We start from the raw sequence: 25,718 nt of genomic DNA on the forward strand, positions 1-25,718 counted from the left end.
GGTTGTTCGGGGCAGCTTGCCGGCTGTCCCGCCCCCGCCCCCCCCGGGGAGACGGGGGGCGCTGGGTGGGGGGGGGGGGGGGTGGGGGGGGGGGGGGGGGGGGGGGGGGGGCACCGGACGAGAAGCGCTCGTGACGGACTCGGTCGCATCCCGGGTGACGCTGCTCGGCCCGCAGCGGCGAGGGTGCTCCTCGAGGGGCGACCGGCATCGGAGCCGAGCGCTCGCATGCCGGGAAGAGGAGCGGAGGACCGCGGATGTGCCCCCAGTAGGATTCGAACCTACGCCCCTGCCTCCGGAGGGCAGTGCTCTATCCCCTGAGCTATGGGGGCCAGGAGTGCCTGACCACATTAGCACCCGGGCGGGGCGGGCCCCGACGCCGGGAGCGGTCCTCGCGCGTGCCACCATGGAGCCATGCTGCGCACTGTCTCCGCCTCGCTGGATCTGCGTCTGAACGGTCCGACCGACCTCATCTTCCTGGTGGCGGCGACGCCCACCGGCGATGCGTTCGAGGACTCGTTCACCGTCCGGCTCGACGGGCAGGACGTGCCTGTGCGGGAGTTCCCGGCCCGGCACGGCGCGCGGGTGCACCGTGTCGCGGGGAACGAGGGCGACCTGCGTGTCGAGTACCGGGCGCGGGTCGCCGGGCACGGCGTTCCGGACGAGCCGAGCGAGCTCGAGCTGGTGGAGTACCTCCGCCCGAGCCGGTACGCCGAGGCGGACGTGCTCGGCGGCATCGCCCGGCGCGAGTTCGGGCGGGCCCGCGGCTTCGAGGCTCTGACGGCCGTGGAGGAGTGGGTGCACGGCCACCTGTCCTACGTCTACGGGTCGACGGTCGGCACCGGGGGAGCGGCGCAGGTGATCGAGAGCGGCCAGGGCGTGTGCCGCGATTTCGCGCACACGGTCGCCGGGCTCCTCCGCGCCCTCGACATCCCCGCCCGGGTGACGGCGGTCTACGCGCCGGGGCTCGAGCCGCGGGACTTCCACGCGGTCACGGAGGCGTGGGTCGGCGGCGCCTGGCACGTCGTGGACGCGACCCGGCTGGCTCCGCGCGGGTCGATGCTGCGCATCTCGTCGGGCCGGGACACGGCCGACACCGCGTTCCTCAGCAGCTATCTGACGGACCTGCGCCTGACCGGGATGAGCGTGGAGGCGGACTGCGACGCGGCGCTCGTCGACGACCACGTCTCGCCGGTGCGCCTGGGCTGACGCCGGGGTCAGCCGGCGAGGACGCCGATCGCCGACCGCACGAGCGGCTCGGGGTCGCCCGGCTCGACGAAGGAGGCGCTGGACGCCTCGATCCAGTACTCGCCGACGAAGGCGTCCGCGGCGCCCCTCCCCTCGGCCACCTGGTAGTAGCCCTCGATCTCCGGCGGCTTGCCGTAGGTGGGGACGGCCTTGCTGGTGGTGAAGAACTCGTTCTTGAGCGCCTCGATCACCGCGGGGTCGAGGTGGGCCACGGCCAGCTGCAGCTCGGCTCCCGAATCGTCGGACCATCCGCAGACCAGCCCGTCGTACTGGGCGATCTCCTCGGAGACCGCGGTGGTCTCGATGCCGTCGTCCGGGGAGAATCCGCCCCAGAGGCCCGCGAGCGCCGAGGCCGGGACCAGCTGCTCGCAGGCGAGGGGGATCGGCGTGCCGCTGACAGCGCCGCTCGCGCTGGGCTCCGGGTCGGCCGCGGGGGAGCAGCCGCAGAGAGCCGCCGCGGCGAGGGCGACGAGGAGGAGGGCGGCGGGACGGCGCATGCGTCGCACCCTAGCAACGCCGCCCTGCTGAGCGGCTCCGCGGTGCAGGAGAGACGGAGGGCGCGGGCGCGGCGGCCGGTAGAATCGCTCCCCGTGACTCCCGAACAGCTCGCCGCCTCCCTGCACGCCCTCGTCCTCGACGCCGTGCAGCGACGGGGGAGCGACGCGGGCGTCGAGCTCTCGGACGTCGTGCTGGAGCGCCCGAAGAACCGGGACCACGGCGACTGGGCCTCGAACATCGCGATGAAGCTCGCGAAGCGGGTCGGCGCGAATCCGCGCGAGCTCGCCGCCGAGCTGGCCGAGGGGCTCGGCGCGGCCGAGGGCGTCGCCTCGGTCGAGGTCGCCGGTCCCGGCTTCCTCAACGTCCGGCTCGAAGCCGCGGCCGCGGGCGCCCTGGCCGGCGCCGTCGTCGAGGCGGGCGAGGCCTACGGCACCGGATCCGCCTACGCCGGCGTGCGGATGAACCTCGAGTTCGTCTCCGCCAACCCCACCGGCCCCATCCACATCGGCGGGACGCGCTGGGCGGCGGTCGGCGACAGCCTGGCCCGGATGCTCCTCTCGCAGGGCGCCGAGGTGACCCGCGAGTACTACTTCAACGACCACGGCGCGCAGATCGACCGCTTCACGCGGAGCCTGCTCGCCGCCCACCGCGGCGAGCCGACCCCGGAGGACGGCTACGGCGGCGCCTACATCGGCGACATCGCCGAGCGCGTCGCCGCCGCCTACCCGGGCGACCTCGCCGTCCTGCCCGAGGAGGAGCTCGCCGAGACCTTCCGCTCGATCGGGGTCGAGCTGATGTTCGGCGAGATCAAGCAGAGCCTGCACGAGTTCGGCGTCGACTTCGACGTGTACTTCCACGAGAACTCCCTGCACGAGTCGCGCGCCGTCGACCGCGCGATCGAGCGCCTCCGCGAGCTCGGGCACATCTTCGAGGCGGACGGCGCCACCTGGCTGCGCACCACCTCGTTCGGCGACGACCGCGACCGCGTCATCATCAAGAGCGACGGGGAGGCGGCCTACATCGCGGGCGACCTCGCCTACTACCTCGACAAGCGCGAGCGCGGCTTCGACCGGGCGATCATCATGCTCGGCGCCGACCACCACGGCTACATCGGCCGGATGATGGCGATGTGCGCGGCGTTCGGCGACACCCCGGGCGTGAACCTCGAGATCCTGATCGGCCAGCTGGTCAACCTGCTCCGCGACGGCGAGGCGGTCCGGATGTCCAAGCGGGCGGGGACCGTCGTCACGATGGAGGACCTCACGGAGGCCGTCGGCGTGGACGCCGCGCGCTACTCGCTGGTGCGCTCCTCCGCCGACTCGACCCTCGACATCGACCTCGACCTGCTGACCAAGCGGAGCAACGACAACCCCGTCTACTACGTGCAGTACGCCCACGCGCGCACCCGCCAGGTCGCGGCGAAGGCCGCGGCGTCGGGCGTCCCCGTCGAGCCGTTCGCGCCCGAGACGCTGGTGCACCCGACCGAGTCGGCGCTGCTCGGCGGCCTCCAGGAGTTCCCGCGCATCGTGGCGCACGCCGCGGAGCTGCGCGAGCCGCACCGCGTCGCGCGGTACCTCGAGGAGGTCGCCGGGCTCTACCACCGCTGGTACGACAACTGCCGGGTCGTGCCGCAGGGCGAGGATCCGGTCGAGGCCGTGCACTCGACCCGGCTGCGCCTGAACGAGGCGACCGGGCAGGTGCTCCGCAACGGGCTCTCGCTCCTGGGCGTCACCGCTCCGGACCGGATGTGAGCGCGTCGGTGGCGGTGCCGCGGCGCCGGCGCGGGGGACGCGCGGTCGTGGTGGTCGTCGTGGTGCTGGTGCTGCTCGTGGTCGCGGCGGTGGTGGGCGACTCGCTCGCTCGCCGCGCCGTCGCCGACCGCGCCGCCGCGAGCCTCCGCGAGGCGCTCGCGCTGCCCGCGGACCGGGCGGTGGACGTCGACGTCGCCGGCTGGGCCGTGCTCCCGCAGCTCGTCTCGGGGCGACTGGACCGGCTCGACCTGAGCAGCTCGGACGTGACCTTCGGCGAGCTCGACGGCGATGTGACCGCGACCCTGATCGGCGTGCCGGTGAGCGGAGTCGGAGCAGTCGAGTCCGGCAGCACGACGGTCGCGATCGACGCGGCCTCGGTCGCGCGGCTCGTGACCGAGCGCAGCGCCGTGCCGGTCGACGAGGTGACCCTGGACGCTCCGCTCGTGCGCGTGACCGCCTCCGTCGAGGTGCTCGGCCTCCGGCTCGGCGCGGGCGTCGGGATGGAGCTCGCCGCCGTGGACGGAGCCATCCGGCTGACCCCGGCCGAGGTCTCCGCCGCCGGAGCGACCTTCTCGGCGACCGACTTCCGCGACCGCTTCGGCGCCGTCTCCGGCGACCTGCTCGCTCCGTCCTCCGTGTGCATCGCGGACTCGGTGCCGCGAGGGCTGACGCTGACCGGTGTCGAGGTCGCCGACGAGTCGCTGAACGCGAGCTTCGCACTCTCTCCGACGTTCCTCAGCGACCCCGCCGAGCAGGAACCGGGCACCTGCGCCTGAGCCCGCGCGGCGCCGCCGCCCCGGACCGGTAGGATCGGAGCCCTGTGCCGGCGTCTTCCGCGGGCCGAACACTGACATCGCTGGCTTCAGGGGTCAATCCGGACCCGCTCGCCCCGCAGTGACGCTCCCACTCTCTCCTGTGAGGTCTCACCCGTGGACACCGTCGACGCCCGCGCCCGCGCCCCCCGGCATCCGCTCGCGCCTGAGTGGCTGCACACGCCCGCCGACCCGAACGCGCTGGCCGACGGCGTGTGGCCGGACAGCGCCGAGCGCGGCGAGGACGGCGCGCTCCGGATCGCCGGAGTGCCCGTCGCCGAACTGGTGCGCGAGCACGGCACTCCTCTCTACGTGGTGGACGAGGCCGACGCCCGTCGCAGGGCCGTCGAGATGCGCGAGGTCTTCGCCCGCGAGCTCGGCCGCATCGGCACCGGCGTCACCGTCTACTACGCGGGCAAGGCGTTCCTCTCGACCGAGGTCGCCCGCTGGATGCGCGACGAGGGGCTGAACCTCGACCTCTCCAGCGGCGGCGAGATGGCGGTGGCCCTCGCGGCCGGGATCGAGCCCGAGCGCTTCGGCCTCCACGGCAACAACAAGTCGCTCCGCGAGATCGACCGGGCCGTCGAAGTGGGCGCGGGCACGATCGTGCTCGACAGCCTCGTCGAGATCGAGCGCGTCGCGGCCGCGGCCGAGCGGCACGGACGCGTGCAGGCGGTGCGCCTCCGGGTCAACAGCGGAGTGCACGCGCACACCCACGAGTTCCTCGCCACGGCGCACGAGGACCAGAAGTTCGGCCTCGCGCTCGCCGACTGCCCGGCCGCGGTCGCCCTCATCCGCTCCTTCTCGTCCCTGCGGTTCCTCGGGCTGCACTGCCACATCGGATCCCAGATCTTCGGCTCCGCCGGGTTCGCGGAGTCGGCGTCGCGCCTGCTCGACGTCCACGCGGCACTGCTCGCGGACGGCCCCGTGCCGGAGCTCAACCTCGGCGGAGGCTTCGGCATCGCCTACACCAGCGCCGACGACCCGACCCCGATCGCCGAGATCGCGGCCGCCGTCGCCGACGCGGTGGCCGAGCAGTGCGCGGCCCGCGGCGTCCCGGTCCCGCACATCGCGATCGAGCCCGGCCGCTCGCTGATCGGGCCCGCCGGCGTCACCCTCTACGAGGTGGGCACCGTGAAGGACGTGACGGTCGGCTCCGAGGGCTCGACCGCGGTCCGCCGCTATGTCAGCGTCGACGGCGGCATGAGCGACAACGCCCGTCCGGCGCTCTACGGCGCCGACTACACGGCGCGGATCGCCGACCGCTCCTCCTCGGCCGAGCCCGCCCTCGTGCGGGTGGCCGGGAAGCACTGCGAGTCGGGCGACATCGTCGTCCACGACGACTTCCTGCCCGCGGACGTCCGGCCGGGCGACCTGCTCGCCGTCGCCGCGACCGGCGCCTACTGCTGGTCGCTCGCCAGCAACTACAACTACCTCGGGCGCCCCCCGGTGGTCGCCGTCCGCGACGGGCGCTCCCGCGTCCTCGTGCGCGGCGAGACCGAGGAGGACCTCCTCCGCCGCGACGCCGGCATCGAACGAAAGGCCACCTCCCGATGATCGAGTACCGCAGCCTCCGCGTCGCCCTGCTGGGCGCCGGGTCCGTCGGTGCCCAGGTGGCGCGCCTCCTGCTCGACCACGGCGACGAGCTCGCCCAGCGCGTGGGGGCGCCGCTGGAGCTCGTGGGCGTGGCCGTCAGGGACGTGGACGCGCCCCGCACCACCGACATCCCGAAGCACCTCCTGACCACCGACGCCGAGTCGCTGATCCTGGGCGCCGACATCGTGGTCGAGTTGATCGGCGGGCTCGAGCCCGCCCGCAGCCACATCCTCACCGCGATCTCGTCCGGCGCGGACGTGATCACGGCCAACAAGGCGCTGCTCGCCGCCCACGGCAACGAGCTCTTCGAGGCGGCCGACCAGGTCGGCGCCCAGCTCAACTACGAGGCGGCCGTCGCCGGCGCGATCCCGATCATCCGGCCGCTGCGCGACAGCCTCGCCGGCGACCGGGTCCACCGCATCCTCGGCATCGTCAACGGCACGACCAACTACATCCTCGACCGGATGGACACCGAGCACGCGAGCCTGGAGGACGCGCTCGCCCGCGCCACCGAGCTCGGCTACGCGGAATCCGACCCGACCGCCGACATCGAGGGCTACGACGCGGCGCAGAAGGCGGCGATCCTCGCCCGCCTCGCGTTCCACACCGACGTCCCGGTCACCCTGGTGCACCGCGAGGGCATCACCGGCATCACGAAGGCGCAGGTCGACCAGGCCCGCGACTCCGGCTACGTGATCAAGCTGCTCGCGATCTGCGAGCGGCTGACCGACGCCAAGACCGGCGTGGAGGGCGTCTCCGCGCGGGTCTACCCCGCGCTCGTGCACCGCTCCCACCCGCTCGCGGCCGTGCACGGGGCCAACAACGCGGTCTTCGTCGAGGCGGAGGCGGCCGGGGACCTGATGTTCTACGGCGCCGGCGCCGGCGGGATCGAGACGGCCTCCGCCGTCCTCGGCGACGTCGTGTCGGCCGCCCGCCGCCACGTCGTCGGCGGCCCCGGCCTGGTGACCAGCGCGAGCTCCGGGCTCGCGGTCCTCCCGATCGGCCACGTCACGACCCGGTACCAGGTCACCCTCGAGGTCCTCGACCGCCCCGGCGTCCTCGCGCAGATCGCGGGCGTCTTCGCCGACCACGGCGTCTCGGTCGAGACACTGGTGCAGACCCCGCCCGGCGCCGACCCGCTGGAGGAGCAGGGCGGTGCGGAGCGGCGCGAGCCGACCGCTACCCTGGTCATCGGCACGCACGCCGCGGCGGAATCCGATCTGGCGGCCACCGTCACCGCCCTCCATTCGCATGGTTTCGTCGGCGCCGTGACGTCCGTTCTACGAGTTGAAGGAGCCTGAGATGGCCAAGCAGTGGCGCGGAGTCCTGCACGAGTACGCGGACCGCCTCGATGTCACCGAGGCGACCCCGGTCATCACTCTCGGTGAGGGCGGCACGCCGCTCATCCCCGCGGCGGCCCTCTCGGCGCGCACGGGCGCGAAGGTGTGGGTCAAGTACGAGGGCATGAACCCGACCGGCTCCTTCAAGGACCGCGGCATGACCATGGCGATCTCGAAGGCCGTCGAGCACGGCGCGAAGGCCGTCATCTGCGCCTCGACCGGCAACACCTCCGCGTCGGCCGCCGCCTACGCGACGCACGCCGGCATCACCGCGGCCGTCCTCGTGCCCGAGGGCAAGATCGCCCTGGGCAAGCTCAGCCAGGCGATCGCGCACAACGCGCAGCTGCTGCAGGTGCAGGGCAACTTCGACGACTGCCTCGACATCGCCCGCGACCTCGCGAAGAACTACCCGGTCCACCTGGTCAACTCCGTGAACCCGGACCGGATCGCCGGCCAGAAGACCGCGGCCTTCGAGGTCGTCGAGGTCCTGGGCGACGCGCCGGACTTCCACATCGTGCCGGTCGGCAACGCCGGCAACTACACCGCCTACTTCCGCGGCTACTCGGAGGAGCTGGAGCGCGGCGAGTCGACCCGCCTCCCGCGCATGTTCGGCTTCCAGGCCGAGGGCTCCGCCCCCATCGTGCACGGAGCGCCGGTCCGCCATCCCGAGACGATCGCCAGCGCGATCCGGATCGGCAACCCGGCCTCGTGGGAGCTCGCTCTGAACGCGCGCACCGTCAGCGACGGCTACTTCGGCGCGATCAGCGACGAGAAGATCCTCGAGGCGTACCGCATCCTCGCGGGCGAGGTCGGCGTGTTCGTCGAGCCGGCGTCGGCGATCAGTGTCGCGGGGCTCCTCGAGCGCGCCGAGGCCGGAGCGATCCCGAAGGACGCCACCGTCGTCCTGACGGTCACCGGCCACGGGCTCAAGGACCCGCAGTGGGCGCTCCGCACGGCCGACGGCGCGGACATCACGCCGACCGTCGTCCCGGTCGACACCGCCGCGATCGCGGACGTGCTGGGGCTGGCCGGCGCATGACCTCGGCGGTTCCCGTCGGCCGCACCGTCCACGTCAAGGTCCCCGCCACCTCGGCGAACCTGGGCCCCGGCTTCGACACGCTCGGCCTGGCGCTCTCGTTCTACGACGAGCTCGACGTGACGGCCGTCGCGGCCACGGGTGCGCGGGTCACCGTGCACGGAGTCGGCGAGGGCGAGGTGGCGACCGACGAGACGAACCTCGTCGTGCAGGCCATCGCGTACACGTTCGCCGACCAACGGCAGGAGATGCCCGGCATCGAGGTGATCGCGCGCAACATCATCCCCCACGGCCGCGGGATGGGATCCTCCGGCGCCGCGATCGTCTCCGGCATCATGGCCGCGAAGGGCCTGCTCGAGGGCGTCGTCGAGCTGGACTCGGACGACCTCCTCCGCATCGCCACCGAGATGGAGGGGCACCCCGACAACGTGGCGCCCGCGCTGTTCGGCGGCCTCACCATCGCCTGGGTCGAGCCGCACGCGTCCGGCGCCGACGACTCGCCGCTGCGCCCGCGCTCGAAGAAGCTCATGGTCCACCGCGGTGTGTCCCCGGTCGTCTTCGTGCCCGAGCACACCATGTCGACGCGGCTGGCACGCTCGCTGCAGCCGCAGAGCGTGCCGCACGAGGACGCGGTGTTCAACGTCTCGCGCTCCTCGCTCCTGATCGCCGCCCTCATCCAGAGCCCGGAGCTGCTGTTCGCGGCGACCGAGGACAAGCTGCACCAGAACTACCGCGCGGCCGCCATGCCCGAGACCTCCGCGCTGATCGCGCTGCTGCGCTCGCACGGCTACGCGGCCGTCGTCTCGGGTGCCGGACCGAGCGTCCTGGTGCTCTGCAGCGACCCTGCACAGCGCCTCGCCGCCGCGGATCTGGTGGAGCGGGAGGCCCCCACGCCGTGGCGCGCGCACATGCTGGCCGTCGACTTCAAGGGTGCTACAGTGGGGACCGCATCCCGAGGAACCGCGTAACGAGCGGAATCTGTCCGACGGATCGTCCCGACAACCACGGCCATCACATCGTGTGAAGGGCGCCCCTGCTCCTCTTGCAGACCGGCGCCTGGTCTCCGGGCCCTCTCTTCGCTCTCTGCGGCAGTCGGTCCCGGCGGCCGAGAGCATCGCGTGGATCAGAACACGCGATGGCACCGCACGGTCGATGAGCTCTCCCGGTGAGCACTCGTTCCCGGGGGGAAGGAACCCTCTCCAGTGACAGACGTCAACACCCACGGCTCGACCGTGGACCTCACCGCCGACCTCTCGGGTCTGCGCGTCGCCGAGCTCCAGGCTCTCGCGACGCGGCTCGGCCTCGGCGGCGCCTCCAAGCTCCGCAAGGGCGAGCTGGTCCAGGCCATCTCGGACCTGCGCGCCGCCTCCGCCGAGGACGCGCCCGCCGCGATCGCCGACGCGGTCGCTCCGGACGACGCAGCGGTCGCCCCGGACGTCGACGCCACCGGCGTCGAGGCCGAGCCGGCCGATGTGGCCGAGCAGTCCGCTCCGCAGCCCGAGGCGCCGGCGGAGCTGCCGACGCCCGTCGAGAGCACCGAGGCCGACACGGCCGACGTCCTCGAGCAGGCTGCGCCCACCGTCAACGAGCCCTCCGCGACGGCCGCCGAGTCGGCCCCGGTCGAGCTCGAGCTCCCCGCAGCGGCCGAGCCGGTCGCCGAGCCCGCCGAGCGCACGCCCCGCCGCCGCAGCTCGCGCCGTGCCTCCAGCGGCACCGTCGCCGCCGGCGAGCACCTCAACATCCCCGGCGGGACCGGCGTCGAGTCGCTGATCCCCGACCTCCCCGTGATCGAGCAGGACCGCGACGCCGGCCAGGCCCCGAGGCCCGTCATCGACATCGAGCTGCCCAACGGGCCGGAGTCGGACGACTCCTCCCGCGAGGGCGGCCAGCGCGAGCGCCGCGGACGCCGCCGCAGCCGCGGGGGCGGCTCCGAGCAGGGCGAGCAGGCCGAGCAGGCGCCCGCCGAGAACGACGCCGATTCCTCCGACTCCGTCGACCAGCAGGAGCAGCAGAGCGGCGACCAGCAGCAGAACGGGGACCAGCAGGGCACGGGCCGCGGCCGCAACCGCCGCAACCGCAACCGCAACCGCGGGGACGACCGCCAGAACGACGCTCAGCAGAGCCCCGCCGCGCAGCCGCAGAACGGCCAGGGCACGCGCGCCGCGCAGTCCGAGGGCCAGCAGGCTCCTCAGCAGAACGGCTCCGGGCAGCCCCAGAACGGCCAGCAGGCCGAGGGCGAGGACGGCCGCCGCAGCCGCTACCGCGACCGCAAGCGCCGCGGCGGAGCGATCGGCGACGACTTCGAGCCCGAGATCGGCGAGGACGACGTCCTCATCCCCGTCGCCGGCATCCTCGACGTCCTCGACAACTACGCCTTCGTGCGCACGACCGGCTACCTGCCCGGCGTCAGCGACGTCTACGTCTCCCTCGGCCAGGTCAAGAAGTACAACCTGCGCAAGGGCGACGCGGTCGTCGGCGCCATCCGCCAGCCCCGCGAGGGCGAGGGCGGCGGCCGCCAGAAGTACAACGCGATCGTCCGCGTCGACTCGATCAACGGCCAGACCGTCGAGGAGGCCGCGGCTCGCGTCGAGTTCCAGAAGCTCACGCCGCTCTACCCGACCGAGCGCCTGCGCCTCGAGACCGAGCCCGGCAAGCTGACCCAGCGGATCATCGACCTGGTCGCCCCCATCGGCAAGGGACAGCGCGGCCTGATCGTCGCGCCGCCCAAGGCGGGCAAGACCATCGTCCTGCAGCAGATCGCCAACGCGATCGTGCAGAACAACCCCGAGGTCCACCTGATGGTCGTCCTGGTCGACGAGCGTCCGGAGGAGGTCACCGACATGCAGCGCACCGTGCGCGGCGAGGTCGTCGCCTCCACCTTCGACCGCCCGGCCGAGGACCACACGACCGTCGCCGAGCTCGCGATCGAGCGCGCCAAGCGCCTGGTCGAGCTGGGCCACGACGTCGTCGTGCTGCTCGACTCCATCACCCGCCTCGGCCGCGCCTACAACGTGACGGCGGCCCCCTCGGGCCGCGTGCTCTCGGGCGGCGTGGACGCCTCGGCGCTGTACCCGCCGAAGAAGTTCTTCGGAGCGGCGCGCAACATCGAGAACGGCGGCTCGCTCACCATCCTCGCGACGGCGCTCATCGAGACCGGCTCGAAGATGGACGAGGTGATCTTCGAGGAGTTCAAGGGCACCGGCAACATGGAGCTCCGCCTCTCCCGCCACCTCGCCGACAAGCGGATCTTCCCCGCCGTCGACGTCAACGCCTCCGGCACGCGCCGCGAGGAGATGCTGCTCAGCGCCGACGAGGTCAAGATCACCTGGAAGCTGCGCCGCGCCCTCGCCGGGCTCGACCAGCAGCAGGCGCTCGAGATCATCCTGTCGCGCCTGAAGGAGACCTCGTCCAACGTCGAGTTCCTCATGCAGGTCTCGAAGTCGGCCGTCGGCCCGGCCACCGCCGGCCACGGCAACGGCCACCACTAGCGCCCCGACGTCCGCGGTCGCCCCTGTCACCGGGGGCGGCCGCGGACGTTTTCGCGTCCCCGGGCGATGAGCCCGACCCCGACCACCTCCGGAAGCCAGGACCCCATGTTCGAATCCGTCAGCGTCCTCCTCGCCGAGCACGAGGACCTGCAGACGCAGCTCTCCGACCCGGCCCTCCACGCCGATGCCGCCCGCGCCAAGAAGGTCAACCGGCGCTACGCGGAGCTGAGCCAGATCAAGGCGGCGCACTCCGCCTGGGTCCAGGCCGGCGAGGACCTCGAGGCCGCGCGCGAGCTCGCCCGCGAGGACGAGGCCTTCGCGGAGGAGGTCCCCGAGCTGGAGGAGTCGCTGCGGGTGGCGCAGGAGAAGCTGCGGCGCCTGCTCATCCCGCGCGACCCGGACGACGGCCGCGACGTCATCATGGAGATCAAGGGCGGCGAGGGCGGAGCCGAGAGCGCGCTGTTCGCGGCCGACCTCCTCCGGATGTACCTGCACTACGCCGAGGCGAAGGGCTGGAAGACGGAGATCCTCGACCGCGACGAGTCCGACCTGGGCGGCTACAAGAACGTGCAGGTCGCCATCAAGAGCAACGCCACCGATCCCTCGCAGGGCGTGTGGGCGCACCTCAAGTACGAGGGCGGCGTGCACAGGGTGCAGCGCGTCCCCGTGACCGAGTCGCAGGGGCGGATCCACACCTCCACCACGGGCGTGCTCGTGTTCCCCGAGGTGGACGCGCCCGAGGAGGTCGCGATCAACCAGAACGACCTGAAGATCGACGTCTACCGCTCCTCCGGTCCCGGCGGGCAGTCCGTCAACACGACCGACTCCGCCGTGCGGATCACCCACCTCCCGACCGGGATCGTCGTCTCGATGCAGAACGAGAAGAGCCAGCTGCAGAACCGCGAGGCGGGCATGCGCGTGCTGCGCGCCCGCATCCTGGCGCGCCAGCAGGAGGAGATCGCCGCGGCGGCCTCCGACGCGCGCAAGACGCAGATCCGGACGATGGACCGCTCCGAGCGCATCCGGACCTACAACTTCCCCGAGAACCGCATCGCCGACCACCGCACCGGCTACAAGGCGTACAACCTCGACGGCGTGATGAACGGTGCGCTCGATCCCGTGGTGGAGAGCGCCATCCAGGCCGACGAGGAGGCCCGCCTGGCCGACATCGGCTCCGAGGAGGCGTGACCCTCGTGACCACCGGCGCCGACGCGCGCACCCTCCTCGCGGACGCGGTCGCCCGCCTCGCCGCCGCCCGCGTCCCCACGCCGGACGTCGACGCGGAGCTGCTGCTCGGGCACCTGCTCGGGCTCGGCCGCGGCCGGCTGCAGGCGCGCCTCATCACGGGGCTGAGCGTCGACGACGAGCACGCCGCAGCGTTCGCGAGCGCGATCGAGCGCCGGTCCGCTCGCGAGCCCCTGCAGCACATCACCGGGATCGCGCCGTTCCGCTCGCTCGAGCTCGCGGTCGGACCCGGCGTGTTCGTCCCGCGCCCCGAGACCGAGGGCGTCGCGCAGATCGCGATCGACGCCCTCCGAGCGGTCGTCGACCCGGAGCCGGTCGCCGTCGACCTCGGCACGGGCAGCGGAGCCCTGGCCCTCGCACTCGCGCACGAGGTGCCGCACGCGCGCGTGATCGGCGTGGAGAACGCTCCCGAGGCGTTCATCTGGGCCCGCGGCAACCGCGAGCGGCTCGGGCTCGAGAACGCGCGCATCGTCTTCGACGACCTCGCCCGGGCGCTGCCCGAACTGGACGGCACCGTCTCGGTGGTCGTCTCCAACCCGCCGTACATCCCGGCCGCGGCCGTCCCGCGCGACCCGGAGGTGCGGCTGTTCGATCCGCCCTCCGCGCTCTACGGCGGCGAGGACGGGCTCGACGTCGTCCGCTCGCTCTCGGCCACGGCCCTCCGCCTGCTCCGGCCCGGGGGAGTGCTCGTGATGGAGCACGGCGAGCTGCAGGGCGCCGAGATCCGCGACCTGCTCACCGCCGACGGCTGGCGCGGAGCGACCACGCAGCGCGATCTCACCGGCCGCGACCGCGCGACGGTGGCGGTGCGCTGACGCGTCGCGGGGCTCTGCTAGCCTCAGCGGCGATCCGGTGGCCGCGCCGGGCAGGCAGGCTCGGGAGGCTCGCATCGTCCCTGCACGCGATCGGCCGCGCCGTCGGCTCCGCCGCACGCTGGTGATCGTCCTGGCGGTCGTGGTGGTCGCGGCCCTCGTCGTCGTCGCCGTGCGGCTCCTCGAGCGGGGCGACCGCACTGCTCCCGTGGCCTGCGCGCCGGCGTCCGCCTCCGCGTCGCCAGCGGGGACATCCGCCACCGGCTCGGTCGACGACTACCTGGGCGGCCGGTCCGCCCTCCGCGGCGTGAACGTGTTCGACCTGCAGTCGCGCGTCGACGTCGGAGTCGACTGCACCGCCGGGAACCCGGCCGAGAGCTACGAGTTCCTGGCGGGCCGCGGGCTCACGCTGGTCCGGCTCGCGGTGCCCTGGTCGCTCCTGCAGCCGCAGGCCGAGGGGGAGAGCACCGACGACGCGCTGGCGAAGGGGCTCGATCCGGCGGCGGTCTCGCTGCTCCGGACCGAGATCGCCGCCATCGGCGCCGCCGGCATGCGGGTCGTGCTCGACCTGCACAACAACGGCACCTACCCGGCGAGCCAGGGCGATCTGCCCGAGGGGACGGTCTGGTTCGGATCCGGGCTCTCGGTGTCCCAGGCGCAGCGGGTCTGGACCCTGCTCGCGGCGGAGTTCCAGGACGACGGACGCATCGCCGCCTACGACCTCTTCAACGAGGTGAAGCGGGCGCTGGTCCCGGTCGAGACCTACAAGGCCTACACGCAGGCCGTGGTGTCGGCCGTCCGGGGGACCGGTGATCGGCACACGATCTGGGTCGAGGGGATGCGGGAGGCGACGACCGGCACCGTCGCCGCGATCGCGCCGGACGGGCCGTGGATCCAGGATCCGCTGGACCGGATCGTGTACTCGCAGCACTTCTACCCCGGCGGCACGGGCACGACCCTGCGCTCGGACAAGCAGGGCGGCAGCGACGAGGAGGTCTTCGTGGCGGCTGTCACGACCTTCGGACAGTGGTGCCGGCAGTACTCGGTGCACTGCTCGGTCGGCGAGGTCGGCTGGCCGAGCGATCAGAGCCTCTCCCTCGCCGCGGGCGGCGCGGGCTCCTGGACGGACGTCGGCGAAGCCTTCTACACGGCCGCCGACACCTACGGCCTCGACGTCACCTACTTCGGCTCCACCCGGAAGTCGGACTGCGGCTGGCTGATGGCCTACTGCGGCGACGATCACGAGATCGACGACGCACGCTCCCAGAGCTCCGTGATCGAGGCGCACCTCCTGCGCTGAGCGCAGATGTCCCCCTGGTGGGAGGGGGTCTCCTCGAATAAGGCTCACTCGCGCCACCCGTCGGCGACCCCTTCCGACAATGGGGGCGCGGGGCTCTCCCCGCGACCACGACCGCACGTCCGGGAGGCCCCCCTTGATCGGCGACCGAACCACTCACGAGAACCCGGGGCGTCCCGCCTCCCTCCTGCGTCGCGGTGTCCTCGCCGCCGGTGCGATCGGCGCGGTCGGCGCCTGGAGCGCCGCCGCGGCCCCCGCCGCCGAGGCCGCGGTCACGATCTCGCAGGGCGAGCTCGACCGGATCGCCGTGGTCGCCTCCGCCGCCCGCTTCTCGGGCATCGACGCGACCGGCGCGACGGACTCGAGCGCCGGCCTGCAGAAGGCGATGAACGCCGTCCCCGAGGGCGGCCTGCTGGTGATCCCGACCGGCACCTACCTCGTCGGGACCTCGCTCTACCCTCGGCTCGCCAAGTCCCTGCGGGTGAGCGCGCACGGGGCGACCCTCATCGCCACCTCGTCGAAGCCGATCTTCTCGGTCTCCGGGGCGTACGGCACCGTCCTCCCCGTCACCGCGGTGACGATCGCCGCGCCCGCCGGAGCCTCCGCCGTGTCGCAGCTGAGCGTCGGCGGCACACCGGACTGGGCTCCCGGCACGATCGTGAAGATCGTCTCGGACGACCCGATCCCGGAGCGCCGGCCGGGGGACGGCGTCGTCGAGTCGCGCCTGGGCGAGTTCGCGGTCGTGCGCTCCTCCTCCGGATCGACGGTGGTGCTCGGCGGAGTGCTCCGCGAGACCTACAGCACCAACATCCGCGTCGCGCAGATCTCGGACCAGACCTTCTCGATCGAGGGGGGCACCCTGATGGTCGCGGCTGCGCGCGCGACCGCGTCGAACGAGCCCCTCGTCTACTTCTCCCGCCTGCGCTATCCGCAGCTGCGCTCCGTGACGGTCACCCGTGCCTCCGGCCCGGTCTTCCGCTTCACCTCCTGCTACGGATACCTCGTCGAGGACGCGGTCGTGCGGTTCGCGACCGACGACGCGGGCTCGTCGATCCTCGGGTACGGCGTCTCCGACGTCGGGAGCAGCTTCGGCCAGGTCGACCGCGGCGTGTACTCGCATGTGCGCCACTCCTACTCCGACGACACCAACCGCGTCGCGGCCAACAGCGATCTCTCCGGCTACGGCCGCACCTACGGCACGGTCGTCTCGGGAGTGAACGCGCTGATGACCACCTCGAGCGCCTTCGACACCCACCACTGCTCGGAGGGAGTGACCTTCATCGGCTGCACGGCCACCTCCGGCATCGGCCAGGGCAGCCAGGGACAGTCCGGCTACCAGCTGCGGGGGATCGGGCACCGGGTCGTGGACTGCACGGCCCGTTTCGTCGAGAACGGCGTCATCGTGCAGGACGAGGCCAAGGGCGGGGACTCGCGCTCGCACCAGATCAACGGATTCCGGGCGTTCGACGCCCGGGGGGCCGCGGTGCGCGTCGTCCGTCGCCCCGCCGGGCACCCGAGCGCCGGCGTCTTCGACCCCTCGCCGACGGTGACGGCCTCGGACGTCTACGCCGAGCGCACCGGAGCGCTGCTGGTCAGCTACAACGCCTCGGTCGTGCTGGCCGGTGGCGTGTTCCGCGCGGGCGCGAGCAACCCCGGCACCGGCGACTACCACGGCATCTACTCCGAGAACAGCCTGCTGCGGATCCGCGACACCATCCTCGACTTCGAGGCCAACACCTCCGGCACGCCCCGGCCCATCGGCTCGGGCAGCACGGCGGGCGCGGTCCCGGGTCAGCAGCGCACGGAGATCGACGGACTGGAGGTGCGCAGCACGCCCGACGTGGTCGCCCGCACCTGGGGCGTCTTCAGCGGGACGGACCACCTGGTGCGCGCCCGCAACGTGCGGTTCAGCTACCCGTTCCGCTACATGCCGGGGGAGAACCTGTCGCCGCAGTCGTCCGTCGAGTGGCGGTGCGACGTGCCCGCCGACGGAGCGACCGAGGTCGCCACCTCCGGCGTCTTCGTCTGGGGCAACAACGAGGTCACGGCGACCCAGAAGCGCCTGCCGCTCTCACCCGACCCGGTGATCATGGTGCGCCTGGTGTCCACGAACACGCTGACGATGGCGGCCCTGCTTTCGGGCAGCGTCTTCGGTCAGCGGCTGCACCTGCTGCACGCCGGGGCGCGTCCGGTCACCGTGCGTCACGGCGCGGCGGGCGGTACTGCGCTCACCGGCGGCCAGGACGTCGCCGTCGATCCGGGCGGGCAGCTGCTGCTGTTCTGGGACGGCGGGGCCTGGCGCCAGTCGGTCTAGCCGCAGGGCTGCACGGCCGGCCGACGTCCGACCGTGCACCGGGTCAGCGGGGGAGGTACTGCCGGCTACGCTTCGGCGATCCGGCCTTCGACGGCGGCACCGGAGGCGTCTTCGCTCGACGAGCCGCGACGGCCACGGCGAAGACCAGCGGCCAGAGCGCGAGGGGCACGCCGGGGTTCGAGAAGTGACTGTGGATGGTGGAGATCACCACGAGCACGACCATCAGGATCGTCACCGGGAACACGGCCGCGGCTCCGAGCATCCGACGGGAGCGGAGCACGACGGCGAACGCGACCAGCAGCAGCAGGACCTCGGCGAGGAGGCCGAGGACTCCGCTCGCGATCAGCGTGCGCATCCACTCGGACTCGGGCGACACCCACACCAGCGAGGACGGCCGCACGGGCCAGCCCTTGTCGACGGCCGAGTAGACCTGGGTGCCCCAGCCGTTGAGCGGACGCTCCGCGATGGCGGGAAGCGTCTCCGTCACCCAGATGTTGACCCGGTAGCCGATGGTCTGCGGCAGCCAGGAGTACTGAGCGATCGCGTACTGCGACTGTCCGGACTGCTGCTCCAGGCGCGCGGCGATGCTCTGCCCGAGCACGAGCCAGCCGGCCGCCAGCACGGCCACTCCCGAGAGGACCAGGACGGGGCGGGCCTTCAGCCGCAGGGCGGTGAGAGCCAGGATGACCGCTGCGGCGCCGATCGTCGCGAACGTCAGCGTCGTGACGGCGCCCGCGAAGAGCACGGTGAGGGCCGCGACCGGCCAGGGGGCGAGCTTCGTACCTGCGGAACTGATGATCAGGTCGACGCAGGACGCCGCGATCACGCAGGCGAGGTACCCGCCGAGAGCGGTCCAGTGGCCGATCGTCGACGTGCCCCGGATGTCCCAGCCGCTCGAGAGCCGCTCGGCGAGACCGCCGGAGCTCGTGATCTGCACCAGCACCTCGTTGACGCCGGGCACGCGCAGCAGCTGGGCGATCGCGATCAGCGCGACGAGCACGCCCGGTGCGCTGAACCCGCGGAGGAACGGCGCCAGGTCCGACGGAGCGCGGACGACCATCCGGACCGGGAAGGTGGCCGCATAAGAGACACCGACAGTGAGCAGTACGCCGATGAAAGGGGAATGCCTCAATTCGCCCGAATTCACGAGTTCGAGCATTCCCCAGACGGTGAGGAGGAGAAGGAAGGAGTAGTCGAGAGAAGTCAGTCTCACTCGGGCGAGAAGAGCTCTGTCCTTCCAGAGAAGTGCCGTGAGGAAAGACAGCCCCACCAGCAGCATGCTCACTCCCTGGAAAGGGCCGAGAGCATTGACCTGGACTCCGACGAGCCCTGCCGCGGAGCCCAGGAGCGCGCCTACCAGTAGCGGTCGTCTCGCCCGTCGAGGATCGCTCGAGGGCATTCCGCGTCGCGCGACTCTCTGCCGCCCGTTGGGGGGTACAAGAGCTGATCGATTGTTCGAGATGGGATCGTCTTCCGTCGAGAGCGCGGGCGCCGCTCGCTAGCGGGGATATCACGCGGTGAGGCAGCTGTGCCGAGTGCCGTTAGTCTAGGTCGGCGTCGTGATTCTCGCATGCCGCAGGACGAGGAGAGCATACTTCTGTGCCGAAGATCGACGTGGTCCACTGGAATCCCGCACAGCCGATCAGTCGCGCCCCCTGGGCCCGATTCGTGCCGATCCGCAGGAGAGTCGACAACTTCGGCGATCTGCTCGGCCCGATGATCGTGGAGCGGATCCTGCAGCGCGAGGGGATCTCGCCCGGCTCCGCTGCCGAGCGCCGCCGACTGCTCGCCGTGGGGTCGATCCTCAAGCTCGCCCGCGACGGGGACACCCTGTGGGGCATCGGTGCGAACGGCAAGTCGCTGGACGCGCGGTTCGACTTCACCGACCTCGACGTCCGGGCCGTCCGCGGCCCTCTGACCCGCGGCTTCCTCCGCGCCCGGGGCATCGCCGTCCCCGAGGTCTACGGCGACCCGGGCCTGCTCGTCGGCACCCTCTGGGGCCGCGAGGAGCTGCGCCGCGGCACTCCCGACCGCCGGGTGACCGTCCTCCCGAACCTCAACGATCTCCGCCGGATGCGCGCCGACGGGACAGCCCCTCGGGCGGAGGACGGCCTCGTCGAGCCGACGCGCCCCGTCCTCGAGGTGCTGGGTGCGATCGCGGCGAGCGACCTCGTCGTCGGCTCGTCTCTGCACGCGATCGTCGTGGCGGAGTCGCTGGGGATCCCGGCCCGGCTGGTGGCCTCGGCGAGCGAGCCCGACTTCAAGTACCGCGACTACTACGAGGGCTCCGGCCGCGCGGGCTTCACCCCGGCCGCGACCGTCGCCGAGGCGATCCAGGCCGGGGGCGAGCCGCCCCTGCACTGGCGTCCGGACGCGCTGCTCGAGGCCTTCCCGCGCGATCTCTGGGGGAGCGTCGTCGAGGCCGCGCGGTGACGATCGCCGGTGACGCCGCCCGCGGCGCCGCTGCCACGCTCGGCGGGCAGTGGATACGCTTCGTCCTGCAGCTGGGCGCGCTCGCGGTCCTCGCGCGCCTCCTGAGCCCGGACGACTACGGCGTGGTCTCCATGGTGCTGGCCATCGCCGGAGTCGCGACGCTCCTGGGCGACTTCGGGCTCTCCATGGCGTCGATCCAGTCCAGCGACGTGACCGACGCCCAGCGCAACAACCTGCTCTGGATCAACGTCCTCCTCGGGCTGGTGCTGGGCGGGATCGTGTTCCTGCTCGCGGTGCCGATCGCGGCGTTCTACGGGCGCGACGAGCTCGTCCCGGTCTGCCAGGCGCTGTCCGCGGTGTTCGTGGTCAACTCCGTCACGGCCCAGTTCAAGGCGGAGGTCTCCCGCCGCTTCCGGTTCCGCTGGCTCGCCGCCTCCGACGTTCTGGCGCAGCTCGTCGCCTCCACCGGCGCGGTCCTGCTCGCGCTGTCAGGAGCCGGCTACTGGGCCCTCGTCGCCCAGCAGCTGCTGGTCGCGGTCACGACCCTGGTCGTCCTGGTGATCGGTGCCGGCTGGCTGCCCGGCCTGCCTTCGCGCACGCAGGGCATGCGCGCGTTCCTCGGCTTCGGCGCGAACACGGTCGGGGTGCAGCTGGTCAATTACATCAGCGGCAACGCCGACAGTGTGCTGATCGGTCGGGTCTGGGGCGCCGGCGCGCTGGGCGTCTACGACCGTGCCTACCAGATCTTCCGGATGCCGCTCCAGCAGATCGCCGCGCCGATGACCAGGGTCGCCTTCCCCGTGCTCTCGCGGATGAAGGACAGCCCCGAGTTCGAGCGGTACGTGCAGCGGGCTCAGCTCGTGCTCGCCTACGTCATGGGCGGAGTCTTCTTCGCGGCAGCCGCGCTCGCCGACCCGATCATTGAGATCGCGCTCGGCCCCGGCTGGGACGAGTCGAAGACGATCTTCCGGATCCTCGCGATCGGCGGCGTCTTCCAGGCGCTCGGGTTCGTCTACTACTGGGTGTTCCTGGCGAAGGCGTTGACCGGGCTCCAGCTGCGGTTCAGCATCGTCTCGCGCTCGCTCATGGTCGTCTTCATGGCGATCGGAGTGGTGTGGGGGCCGATCGGCGTCGCGATCGGCAGCACCGCCGGCCTCGTCCTGAACTGGGTGGTGCTGTCGTTCTTCGCCGTGCCGCGCGCCGGCATCGACGTGAGGGCGCTCCTCCTGCAGGCCTGCCGTCCGCTCGCGCTCGGTGTCGCGATCGTCGTCGTCTCTCTGCCCGCGCTGGCGCTGACCACCGGCCTCGGCGCCCTGGGCCAGCTGCTGATCGTGGGCGCGATCGACCTGGCGATCGCCGGGCTCGCCGTCCTCCTCCTCCGCGCCTACCGGGAGGACGCGCGGCTCCTCCAGCGGACCGTCCTGGCGATCCGCCGGCGCTGACGGCGCGGAGGCGCCCTCGGCGCCCCCGGTCGCGGAGGACTCCCGGCCCGGGTGCCCCGGCGGTCAGAGGGCGAGCGAGCCGCGGAGCCCGGCGAGGCGCTCCCGCCCGACGGCGAGGTCGGCCAGGAGCCGGTCCCTCTGATCGAGCAGGGCCTGCGCCCGCTCCAGGGCGTCCGCCTCGCCGGTGACGTCCTTCTCGGCGAAGGCCACCGGCAGGGTCGTGACTGCGGCGAACGTGCGGCGCACCTTCTCCGGGTCGCTCGTGGTGAAGCCGATCGGGACGGCGCCCTCGGTCATCCCGAGGATGAGGGCGTGGATCCGGTCGCTGACGACCGCGGCGCAGTCGCGGTAGAGCTCGCGCACCCGCTCCTCGTGGTCGGCGTGCGAGACGGAGGCGTCCCAGCCCAGGACGGTGCCGTCCAGGTCGCGGGCGAGCTCGGCGCAGCGCTGCTCGTCCTCCTGCATCTGATCGACGACGACGATGCGGGCGTCGAGCGAGCGGGCGAGTGCGCGCACCGTCCCGAGCCAGACTCCGGTGGGGGCCGGGCGATCGCCCCTCAGCGCGACGGCGATCGCACGGCGCTGATCCGCAGGGCGGAACCGCTCGGGCGCGCTGCCCAGCGCGAAGGCCCAGTCTGGAGCGACGGTCCCGATGCCCAGGTCGGACCGGCTGTCCGGGTCGCGCCAGCTGGTCGTCCCGGTCAGGGAGAGCATGCGTCGGAACCACCGGCGGGGGAGAGCTCCCTGGTCCCGCCGCAGCGCGATGCCGAGGGCGACGGGACGGCCGCCGCCGAGGCGCGAGCGGGTCAGCAGCGCCGTCTGCCAGGCGGAGTTGACGAGGAAGCGGCGATCGAGGACCCATTCGCCCGCGTTCAGCGCGAAGCCCATGCGGGAGCCGCGCGGGCCGACGGCGAGGGCGGCGCGGAGCCAGCTCGAGCGGGAGTGGTAGACGACGTCCTCCGCGGACAGGCCCAGTCCCGAGATGTACGCGGAGTGGGTGCCGGCGTAGACGTGCAGCTGTCCCTGGTCGCGCAGTGCCTCGAGGTACGCCCGGCGGAGCACCGAGTCGCCCAGGTTCTCCTTCTGGCCGCTCGGATTGACGAAGATGCGGGTGCTCATGAGGTCCCTCTTGTTCGGCGGGCACGAGCGACAGGGGCGTCGACCGCGAGGTGGTAGGCGCGGGCGTAGGACGCGCCGACGGCGCTCCAGTCGCGTCCCGCGAGGACGGGTCCCGACGCGGGGAGATCGGCGGTCGCGCGGACGGCGGCGAGCAGGTCGTCGCGGTCGATCCCGCCGTCGAACATGCGTACCCACTCCTGCCCGACCTCGTCGGCGAGCAGGACGTTCGCCGGGGTGCGCGGCACGAGGACGGGGCGGCCGAGCGACAGCGCGACCAGCAGGATGCCCGAGTTGTGCATCTCGGTGTACGGGAGGATCACCAGCTGCGACGAGGTCATCTCGGCGACCATCTCCTCGTCCGGCACGAAGCCGAAGCGCGTCGCGACACGGGCGTCGAGAGCGGCGGCCCGCGCGATCCGCTCGGCGAGGGCCGCGGGCGCCTTGCCGACGACGCCGAGGACGAGCTCCGGATCGTCCAGCTCCCGGAAGACCTCGACCAGGCGCTCGACGTTCTTGTAGGGCTCGATGCGGCCGAAGTACAGCAGTCGTCCCGGCTGCACCGGAGCGCTGTGCTCGAGCGGGAGCACGTCCCGGTAGTGGCCGTGGGGGATGAGGACGGAGCGTGCACCGCGCGGCACCGGCGTCACCCCCGTCAGGGTCACGAAGAGGTCCGTGCGGCGCTCGAGAGCGGACAGGAGCGCCGTCTCGATGCGACCGCCGGGGGCGTGCGGCTCGAGGTTGTGCAGAGTGCGGACGATCTTTCCCCGGGAAAGCGACAAGCGAGCGAGAAAGAGCGCGAACAATGCCGTCCGTGCCGCGGCTATCGGCTTCGATCTCCCTCTCATCAGGAATTCCGGCCAGTGGACGTGGAACACGTCCCATCCGCCGATCAACGCCTTTCTCCAGGAGAAGAAGGAGAAGTCGATCTCTTCGGGAGCGAAGCGCGTCACCTGGTCGACGAATCGCGTGGTTCCGTCCGGCGGAGCGACGGAGAGGAGGACTCGGACGGTATTCCTCTTCGGGGCCGGATCGGTCACGCGTGATTCCCTTTCAATGTGTTCAGGATATGAAGTCCCCTTTGGGAATCCGATGATTGTCGGTCGGACGAACGGGTGTCATGCCACCGTCCTGCACTGTCTGTAATACTCGACGAACCGAGGTGAAGGCTAATCGATCGGACTCACGAGCGAGGTGAACGATTCTCGCCGCCATGACCCCCCAACGGGTAGCCGAACCAGTCTCGGACCCGAATTGCCCGGTGTTACCGTCAAGTGATCCGTCTGGAGAGCATCGCCCCGTGAAAGCACTGTATCTATCCGGCGCTCCGCGCCTGTCGACCAAGCCCTCCACCGAGAGTCTGGGCCCGCGCTCGCACATCCTCGGCGTGATCAACGGCCTGGAGCAGAGCGGAGTCGAGGTCGAGCGCTTCATCGTGGGGGACACCATGCCGGAGGCGGTGCACGGTCAGGGGTCCGAGAGCCGCATGTCCGGCTCGCGCCTGTCCATCGTGGCGACCGACGTCTTCCGGCTGGTCTCCCGGGTGCGCTCGCGCTTCCAGCTGAAGCGCCGGGTCTCCGGGTCGACCGCCGACTTCGCCTACGAGCGGTACGCGCTCTTCCAGGAGCTCGGCTCCCTCGCCCGTCGCCTCACCGGGGCCGTCTGGGTCCTGGAGGTCAACGCCCTCCTCGCCGTCGAGGCGACCAGCGAGCGGCGGGCGACCACCAGCCGCGTTCTCGCCGAGTGGATGGAGGGACGCACGCTCCGCCGCGCCGACCTGATCGTCGCCGTCACGGACGCCCTCGCCGACCAGCTCACCGCCCGGTACGGCATCCCCCGGCAGCGCATCCTCGTCGTCGCCAACGGCGTCGACCACACCGTGCACCGCCCCGCAGAGATCGTGGACGGGACCCGCACCCCGCGGATCGGGTTCCTCGGCACGCTCTACCCGTGGCAGAACGTCTCCTCGCTGATCGAGCTGCTCGCCTCGGAGGACCTGGGCGAGGTCCACCTCGACATCGCCGGCGACGGACCGGTCCGCGCCGACCTGGAGAGGCAGGTCCGCGAGCTCGGCCTCGCGGATCGCGTCACCTTCCGCGGACGGGTGCACCCCGACGACGTCCCCGCCTTCCTCGCCGGCGTCGACCTCTGCTTCGCCGGCCATTCCAGCGCCAACGGCAGCTACTTCTCCCCGCTGAAGCTCTGGGAGTACCTCGCCGCGGGCAAGCCTGTGGTCGCGAGCCGGCACGACGTGACGGCGGGCCTCCAGCGCGAGGGCTACCCCGTCGTCTGCTACGACTCGGCGGGAGAGAAGGACCTGCGCAGCGTCCTCACCGAGAGCGTCCGCTCGCTGCCGGAGCTCTCCCGGGTCGCGGCCGACCGCCAGCGCGACGTCTGGGCCGAGCACTCGTGGGCCCGCCGCGTCGAGACCATCGTCACCTCCGTGAAGGAGACCGCATGACAGTCGCTGCGCGCACCGCGCTCCCCTTCGACCTCGGTCATGTGGACGCCCGGACCGCTCCGGAGATGATCGCCGAGATCCTCGCCGGCGAGCACCGGGGCCGCATCATCGGGAACCTGAACCTGCACGGGCTCTACATGGCGCAGACCGATGAGCACTTCCGCCGGTTCTGCGAGCAGGCCGACACGGTGCTGATCGACGGCTGGCCGATCCTGGCGCTCGCCCGAGGAACGGCGGTCGACTCGCCTCTGACGCCTCAGCACCGCATCGGCAGCACCGACTGGCTGTTCCCGCTGATCGAGAACGACGAGCCTCTGGTGGTGGTCGCCGTGGGCGGCACGCCGGAGTCGTCGGCCGCAGCGGCGGAGGCGGTCGCCGCCCGCACCTCCCGGATGACCTGGCTCGCGTACGACGGATTCGACCAGCAGTGGCACGGCGCCGGCGAGGAGCGGCCGCTCGCCGAGTCGCTCGCCCGCGCCGACCTCGTCCTGGTCGGGATGGGCATGCCCCGTCAGGAGCGCTGGATCTTGGAGAACCGGGAGCTCGCCCCGCGAGCGGCGTTCGCGAACGTCGGCGGCTGCCTCGACTACATCGCCGGCACCCAGGCGCTCGCCCCGCGGTGGATGGGCGCCCTGGGCGTGGAGTGGCTGTTCCGTCTGGCCCGCGATCCGCGCCGCCTCGCGGCCCGCTATCTCCTCGAGCCGCTGCAGCTGCTCCGCATCGTCCTGTCCGGTCGTTCCCGCGCGAAGCGGACCCCCGGCCCGTGCGACGCTCCGCGGCCCTCGGGCCGGGTGTCGACCGGAGTCGGTCCGCGCTGATCCGAGCCGGCGGG

The 25,718-nt window shown here is 72.3% G+C and carries 20 protein-coding genes and 1 tRNA gene; 16 read left to right on the forward strand and 5 right to left on the reverse strand.

Annotated elements, in window-relative coordinates; all coding sequences use genetic code 11:
- Positions 1-257: 257 nt before the first annotated feature.
- Positions 258-329: transfer RNA gene (locus C5D08_RS11175), tRNA-Arg, on the reverse strand.
- Positions 330-411: 82 nt separating this feature from the next.
- Here C5D08_RS11175 and C5D08_RS11180 point away from each other — a divergent pair.
- Positions 412-1,206, forward strand: a complete 795-nt coding sequence (locus tag C5D08_RS11180; protein ID WP_104277094.1) for a transglutaminase family protein — start codon at positions 412-414, stop codon at positions 1,204-1,206.
- An 8-nt stretch (positions 1,207-1,214) separates the two neighbouring features.
- Here C5D08_RS11180 and C5D08_RS11185 read toward each other — a convergent pair whose 3' ends face one another.
- Positions 1,215-1,742 (reverse strand): hypothetical protein, encoded by a 528-nt coding sequence (locus tag C5D08_RS11185; RefSeq protein ID WP_104277095.1) that lies wholly within the window; start codon positions 1,740-1,742, stop codon positions 1,215-1,217.
- Positions 1,743-1,835: 93 nt separating this feature from the next.
- On the opposite strand from C5D08_RS11185, the gene argS reads away from it, so the two are divergent.
- From argS to C5D08_RS17030, 11 genes are all read left to right on the forward strand, one after another.
- Complete coding sequence (gene argS, locus C5D08_RS11190; protein ID WP_104277096.1) at positions 1,836-3,494, forward strand: arginine--tRNA ligase; 1,659 nt, start codon at positions 1,836-1,838, stop codon at positions 3,492-3,494.
- Complete coding sequence (locus C5D08_RS11195; RefSeq protein ID WP_104277097.1) at positions 3,491-4,270, forward strand: LmeA family phospholipid-binding protein; 780 nt, start codon at positions 3,491-3,493, stop codon at positions 4,268-4,270. Before argS ends, C5D08_RS11195 begins: the two co-directional genes overlap by 4 nt.
- Before the next feature lie 153 nt (positions 4,271-4,423).
- Complete coding sequence (gene lysA, locus C5D08_RS11200; RefSeq protein ID WP_104277098.1) at positions 4,424-5,863, forward strand: diaminopimelate decarboxylase; 1,440 nt, start codon at positions 4,424-4,426, stop codon at positions 5,861-5,863.
- Positions 5,860-7,203 carry a homoserine dehydrogenase gene (locus C5D08_RS11205; protein WP_104277099.1) on the forward strand — a complete coding sequence of 448 codons (1,344 nt, stop codon included), beginning with the start codon at positions 5,860-5,862 and terminating at the stop codon, positions 7,201-7,203. The genes lysA and C5D08_RS11205 overlap by 4 nt, the downstream gene beginning before the upstream one ends.
- Before the next feature lies 1 nt (position 7,204).
- On the forward strand, positions 7,205-8,281 hold the full coding sequence (gene thrC, locus C5D08_RS11210; protein WP_104223003.1) for a threonine synthase: 1,077 nt from the start codon (positions 7,205-7,207) through the stop codon (positions 8,279-8,281).
- Positions 8,278-9,246: a homoserine kinase gene (gene thrB, locus C5D08_RS11215; protein ID WP_104223004.1), complete on the forward strand. Its 969-nt coding sequence runs from the start codon at positions 8,278-8,280 to the stop codon at positions 9,244-9,246. Before thrC ends, thrB begins: the two co-directional genes overlap by 4 nt.
- Before the next feature lie 234 nt (positions 9,247-9,480).
- Complete coding sequence (rho, locus tag C5D08_RS11220) at positions 9,481-11,766, forward strand: transcription termination factor Rho (protein WP_104277100.1); 2,286 nt, start codon at positions 9,481-9,483, stop codon at positions 11,764-11,766.
- 105 nt (positions 11,767-11,871) lie between these two features.
- The gene (gene prfA, locus C5D08_RS11225; RefSeq protein ID WP_104277101.1) at positions 11,872-12,954 is read left to right on the forward strand and encodes a peptide chain release factor 1; all 1,083 of its coding nucleotides are present in this window, start codon (positions 11,872-11,874) and stop codon (positions 12,952-12,954) included.
- Positions 12,951-13,826 carry a peptide chain release factor N(5)-glutamine methyltransferase gene (gene prmC, locus C5D08_RS11230; RefSeq protein WP_104277102.1) on the forward strand — a complete coding sequence of 292 codons (876 nt, stop codon included), beginning with the start codon at positions 12,951-12,953 and terminating at the stop codon, positions 13,824-13,826. The genes prfA and prmC overlap by 4 nt, the downstream gene beginning before the upstream one ends.
- A 121-nt stretch (positions 13,827-13,947) precedes the next feature.
- The gene (locus C5D08_RS11235; RefSeq protein ID WP_181109925.1) at positions 13,948-15,123 is read left to right on the forward strand and encodes a glycoside hydrolase family 5 protein; all 1,176 of its coding nucleotides are present in this window, start codon (positions 13,948-13,950) and stop codon (positions 15,121-15,123) included.
- A gap of 133 nt (positions 15,124-15,256) precedes the next feature.
- Positions 15,257-17,434 carry a hypothetical protein gene (locus tag C5D08_RS17030; RefSeq protein WP_181109927.1) on the forward strand — a complete coding sequence of 726 codons (2,178 nt, stop codon included), beginning with the start codon at positions 15,257-15,259 and terminating at the stop codon, positions 17,432-17,434.
- Between the two features lie 43 nt (positions 17,435-17,477).
- Here C5D08_RS17030 and C5D08_RS11245 read toward each other — a convergent pair whose 3' ends face one another.
- Positions 17,478-18,647, reverse strand: a complete 1,170-nt coding sequence (locus C5D08_RS11245) for an O-antigen ligase (protein ID WP_181109930.1) — start codon at positions 18,645-18,647, stop codon at positions 17,478-17,480.
- Between the two features lie 386 nt (positions 18,648-19,033).
- Between C5D08_RS11245 and C5D08_RS11250 the strand changes: the two genes are divergently transcribed.
- The gene (locus C5D08_RS11250) at positions 19,034-19,867 is read left to right on the forward strand and encodes a polysaccharide pyruvyl transferase family protein (protein WP_104277105.1); all 834 of its coding nucleotides are present in this window, start codon (positions 19,034-19,036) and stop codon (positions 19,865-19,867) included.
- Positions 19,864-21,309 (forward strand): lipopolysaccharide biosynthesis protein, encoded by a 1,446-nt coding sequence (locus C5D08_RS11255; protein ID WP_181109933.1) that lies wholly within the window; start codon positions 19,864-19,866, stop codon positions 21,307-21,309. Before C5D08_RS11250 ends, C5D08_RS11255 begins: the two co-directional genes overlap by 4 nt.
- A gap of 63 nt (positions 21,310-21,372) precedes the next feature.
- Here the strand turns inward: C5D08_RS11255 and C5D08_RS11260 are convergent, their stop codons facing one another.
- Positions 21,373-22,428 (reverse strand): polysaccharide pyruvyl transferase family protein, encoded by a 1,056-nt coding sequence (locus C5D08_RS11260; protein ID WP_104277106.1) that lies wholly within the window; start codon positions 22,426-22,428, stop codon positions 21,373-21,375.
- Positions 22,425-23,207, reverse strand: a complete 783-nt coding sequence (locus C5D08_RS11265) for a glycosyltransferase (protein ID WP_181109936.1) — start codon at positions 23,205-23,207, stop codon at positions 22,425-22,427. The genes C5D08_RS11260 and C5D08_RS11265 overlap by 4 nt, the downstream gene beginning before the upstream one ends.
- A 518-nt stretch (positions 23,208-23,725) precedes the next feature.
- Here C5D08_RS11265 and C5D08_RS11270 point away from each other — a divergent pair.
- The gene (locus C5D08_RS11270) at positions 23,726-24,886 is read left to right on the forward strand and encodes a glycosyltransferase (protein WP_181109939.1); all 1,161 of its coding nucleotides are present in this window, start codon (positions 23,726-23,728) and stop codon (positions 24,884-24,886) included.
- Positions 24,883-25,704, forward strand: a complete 822-nt coding sequence (locus C5D08_RS11275) for a WecB/TagA/CpsF family glycosyltransferase (protein ID WP_104277109.1) — start codon at positions 24,883-24,885, stop codon at positions 25,702-25,704. Before C5D08_RS11270 ends, C5D08_RS11275 begins: the two co-directional genes overlap by 4 nt.
- Positions 25,705-25,718: the final 14 nt, after the last annotated feature.

The sequence above is a fragment of the Rathayibacter sp. AY1B6 genome (genome assembly GCF_002932755.1).
Classification (GTDB): domain Bacteria; phylum Actinomycetota; class Actinomycetes; order Actinomycetales; family Microbacteriaceae; genus Rathayibacter.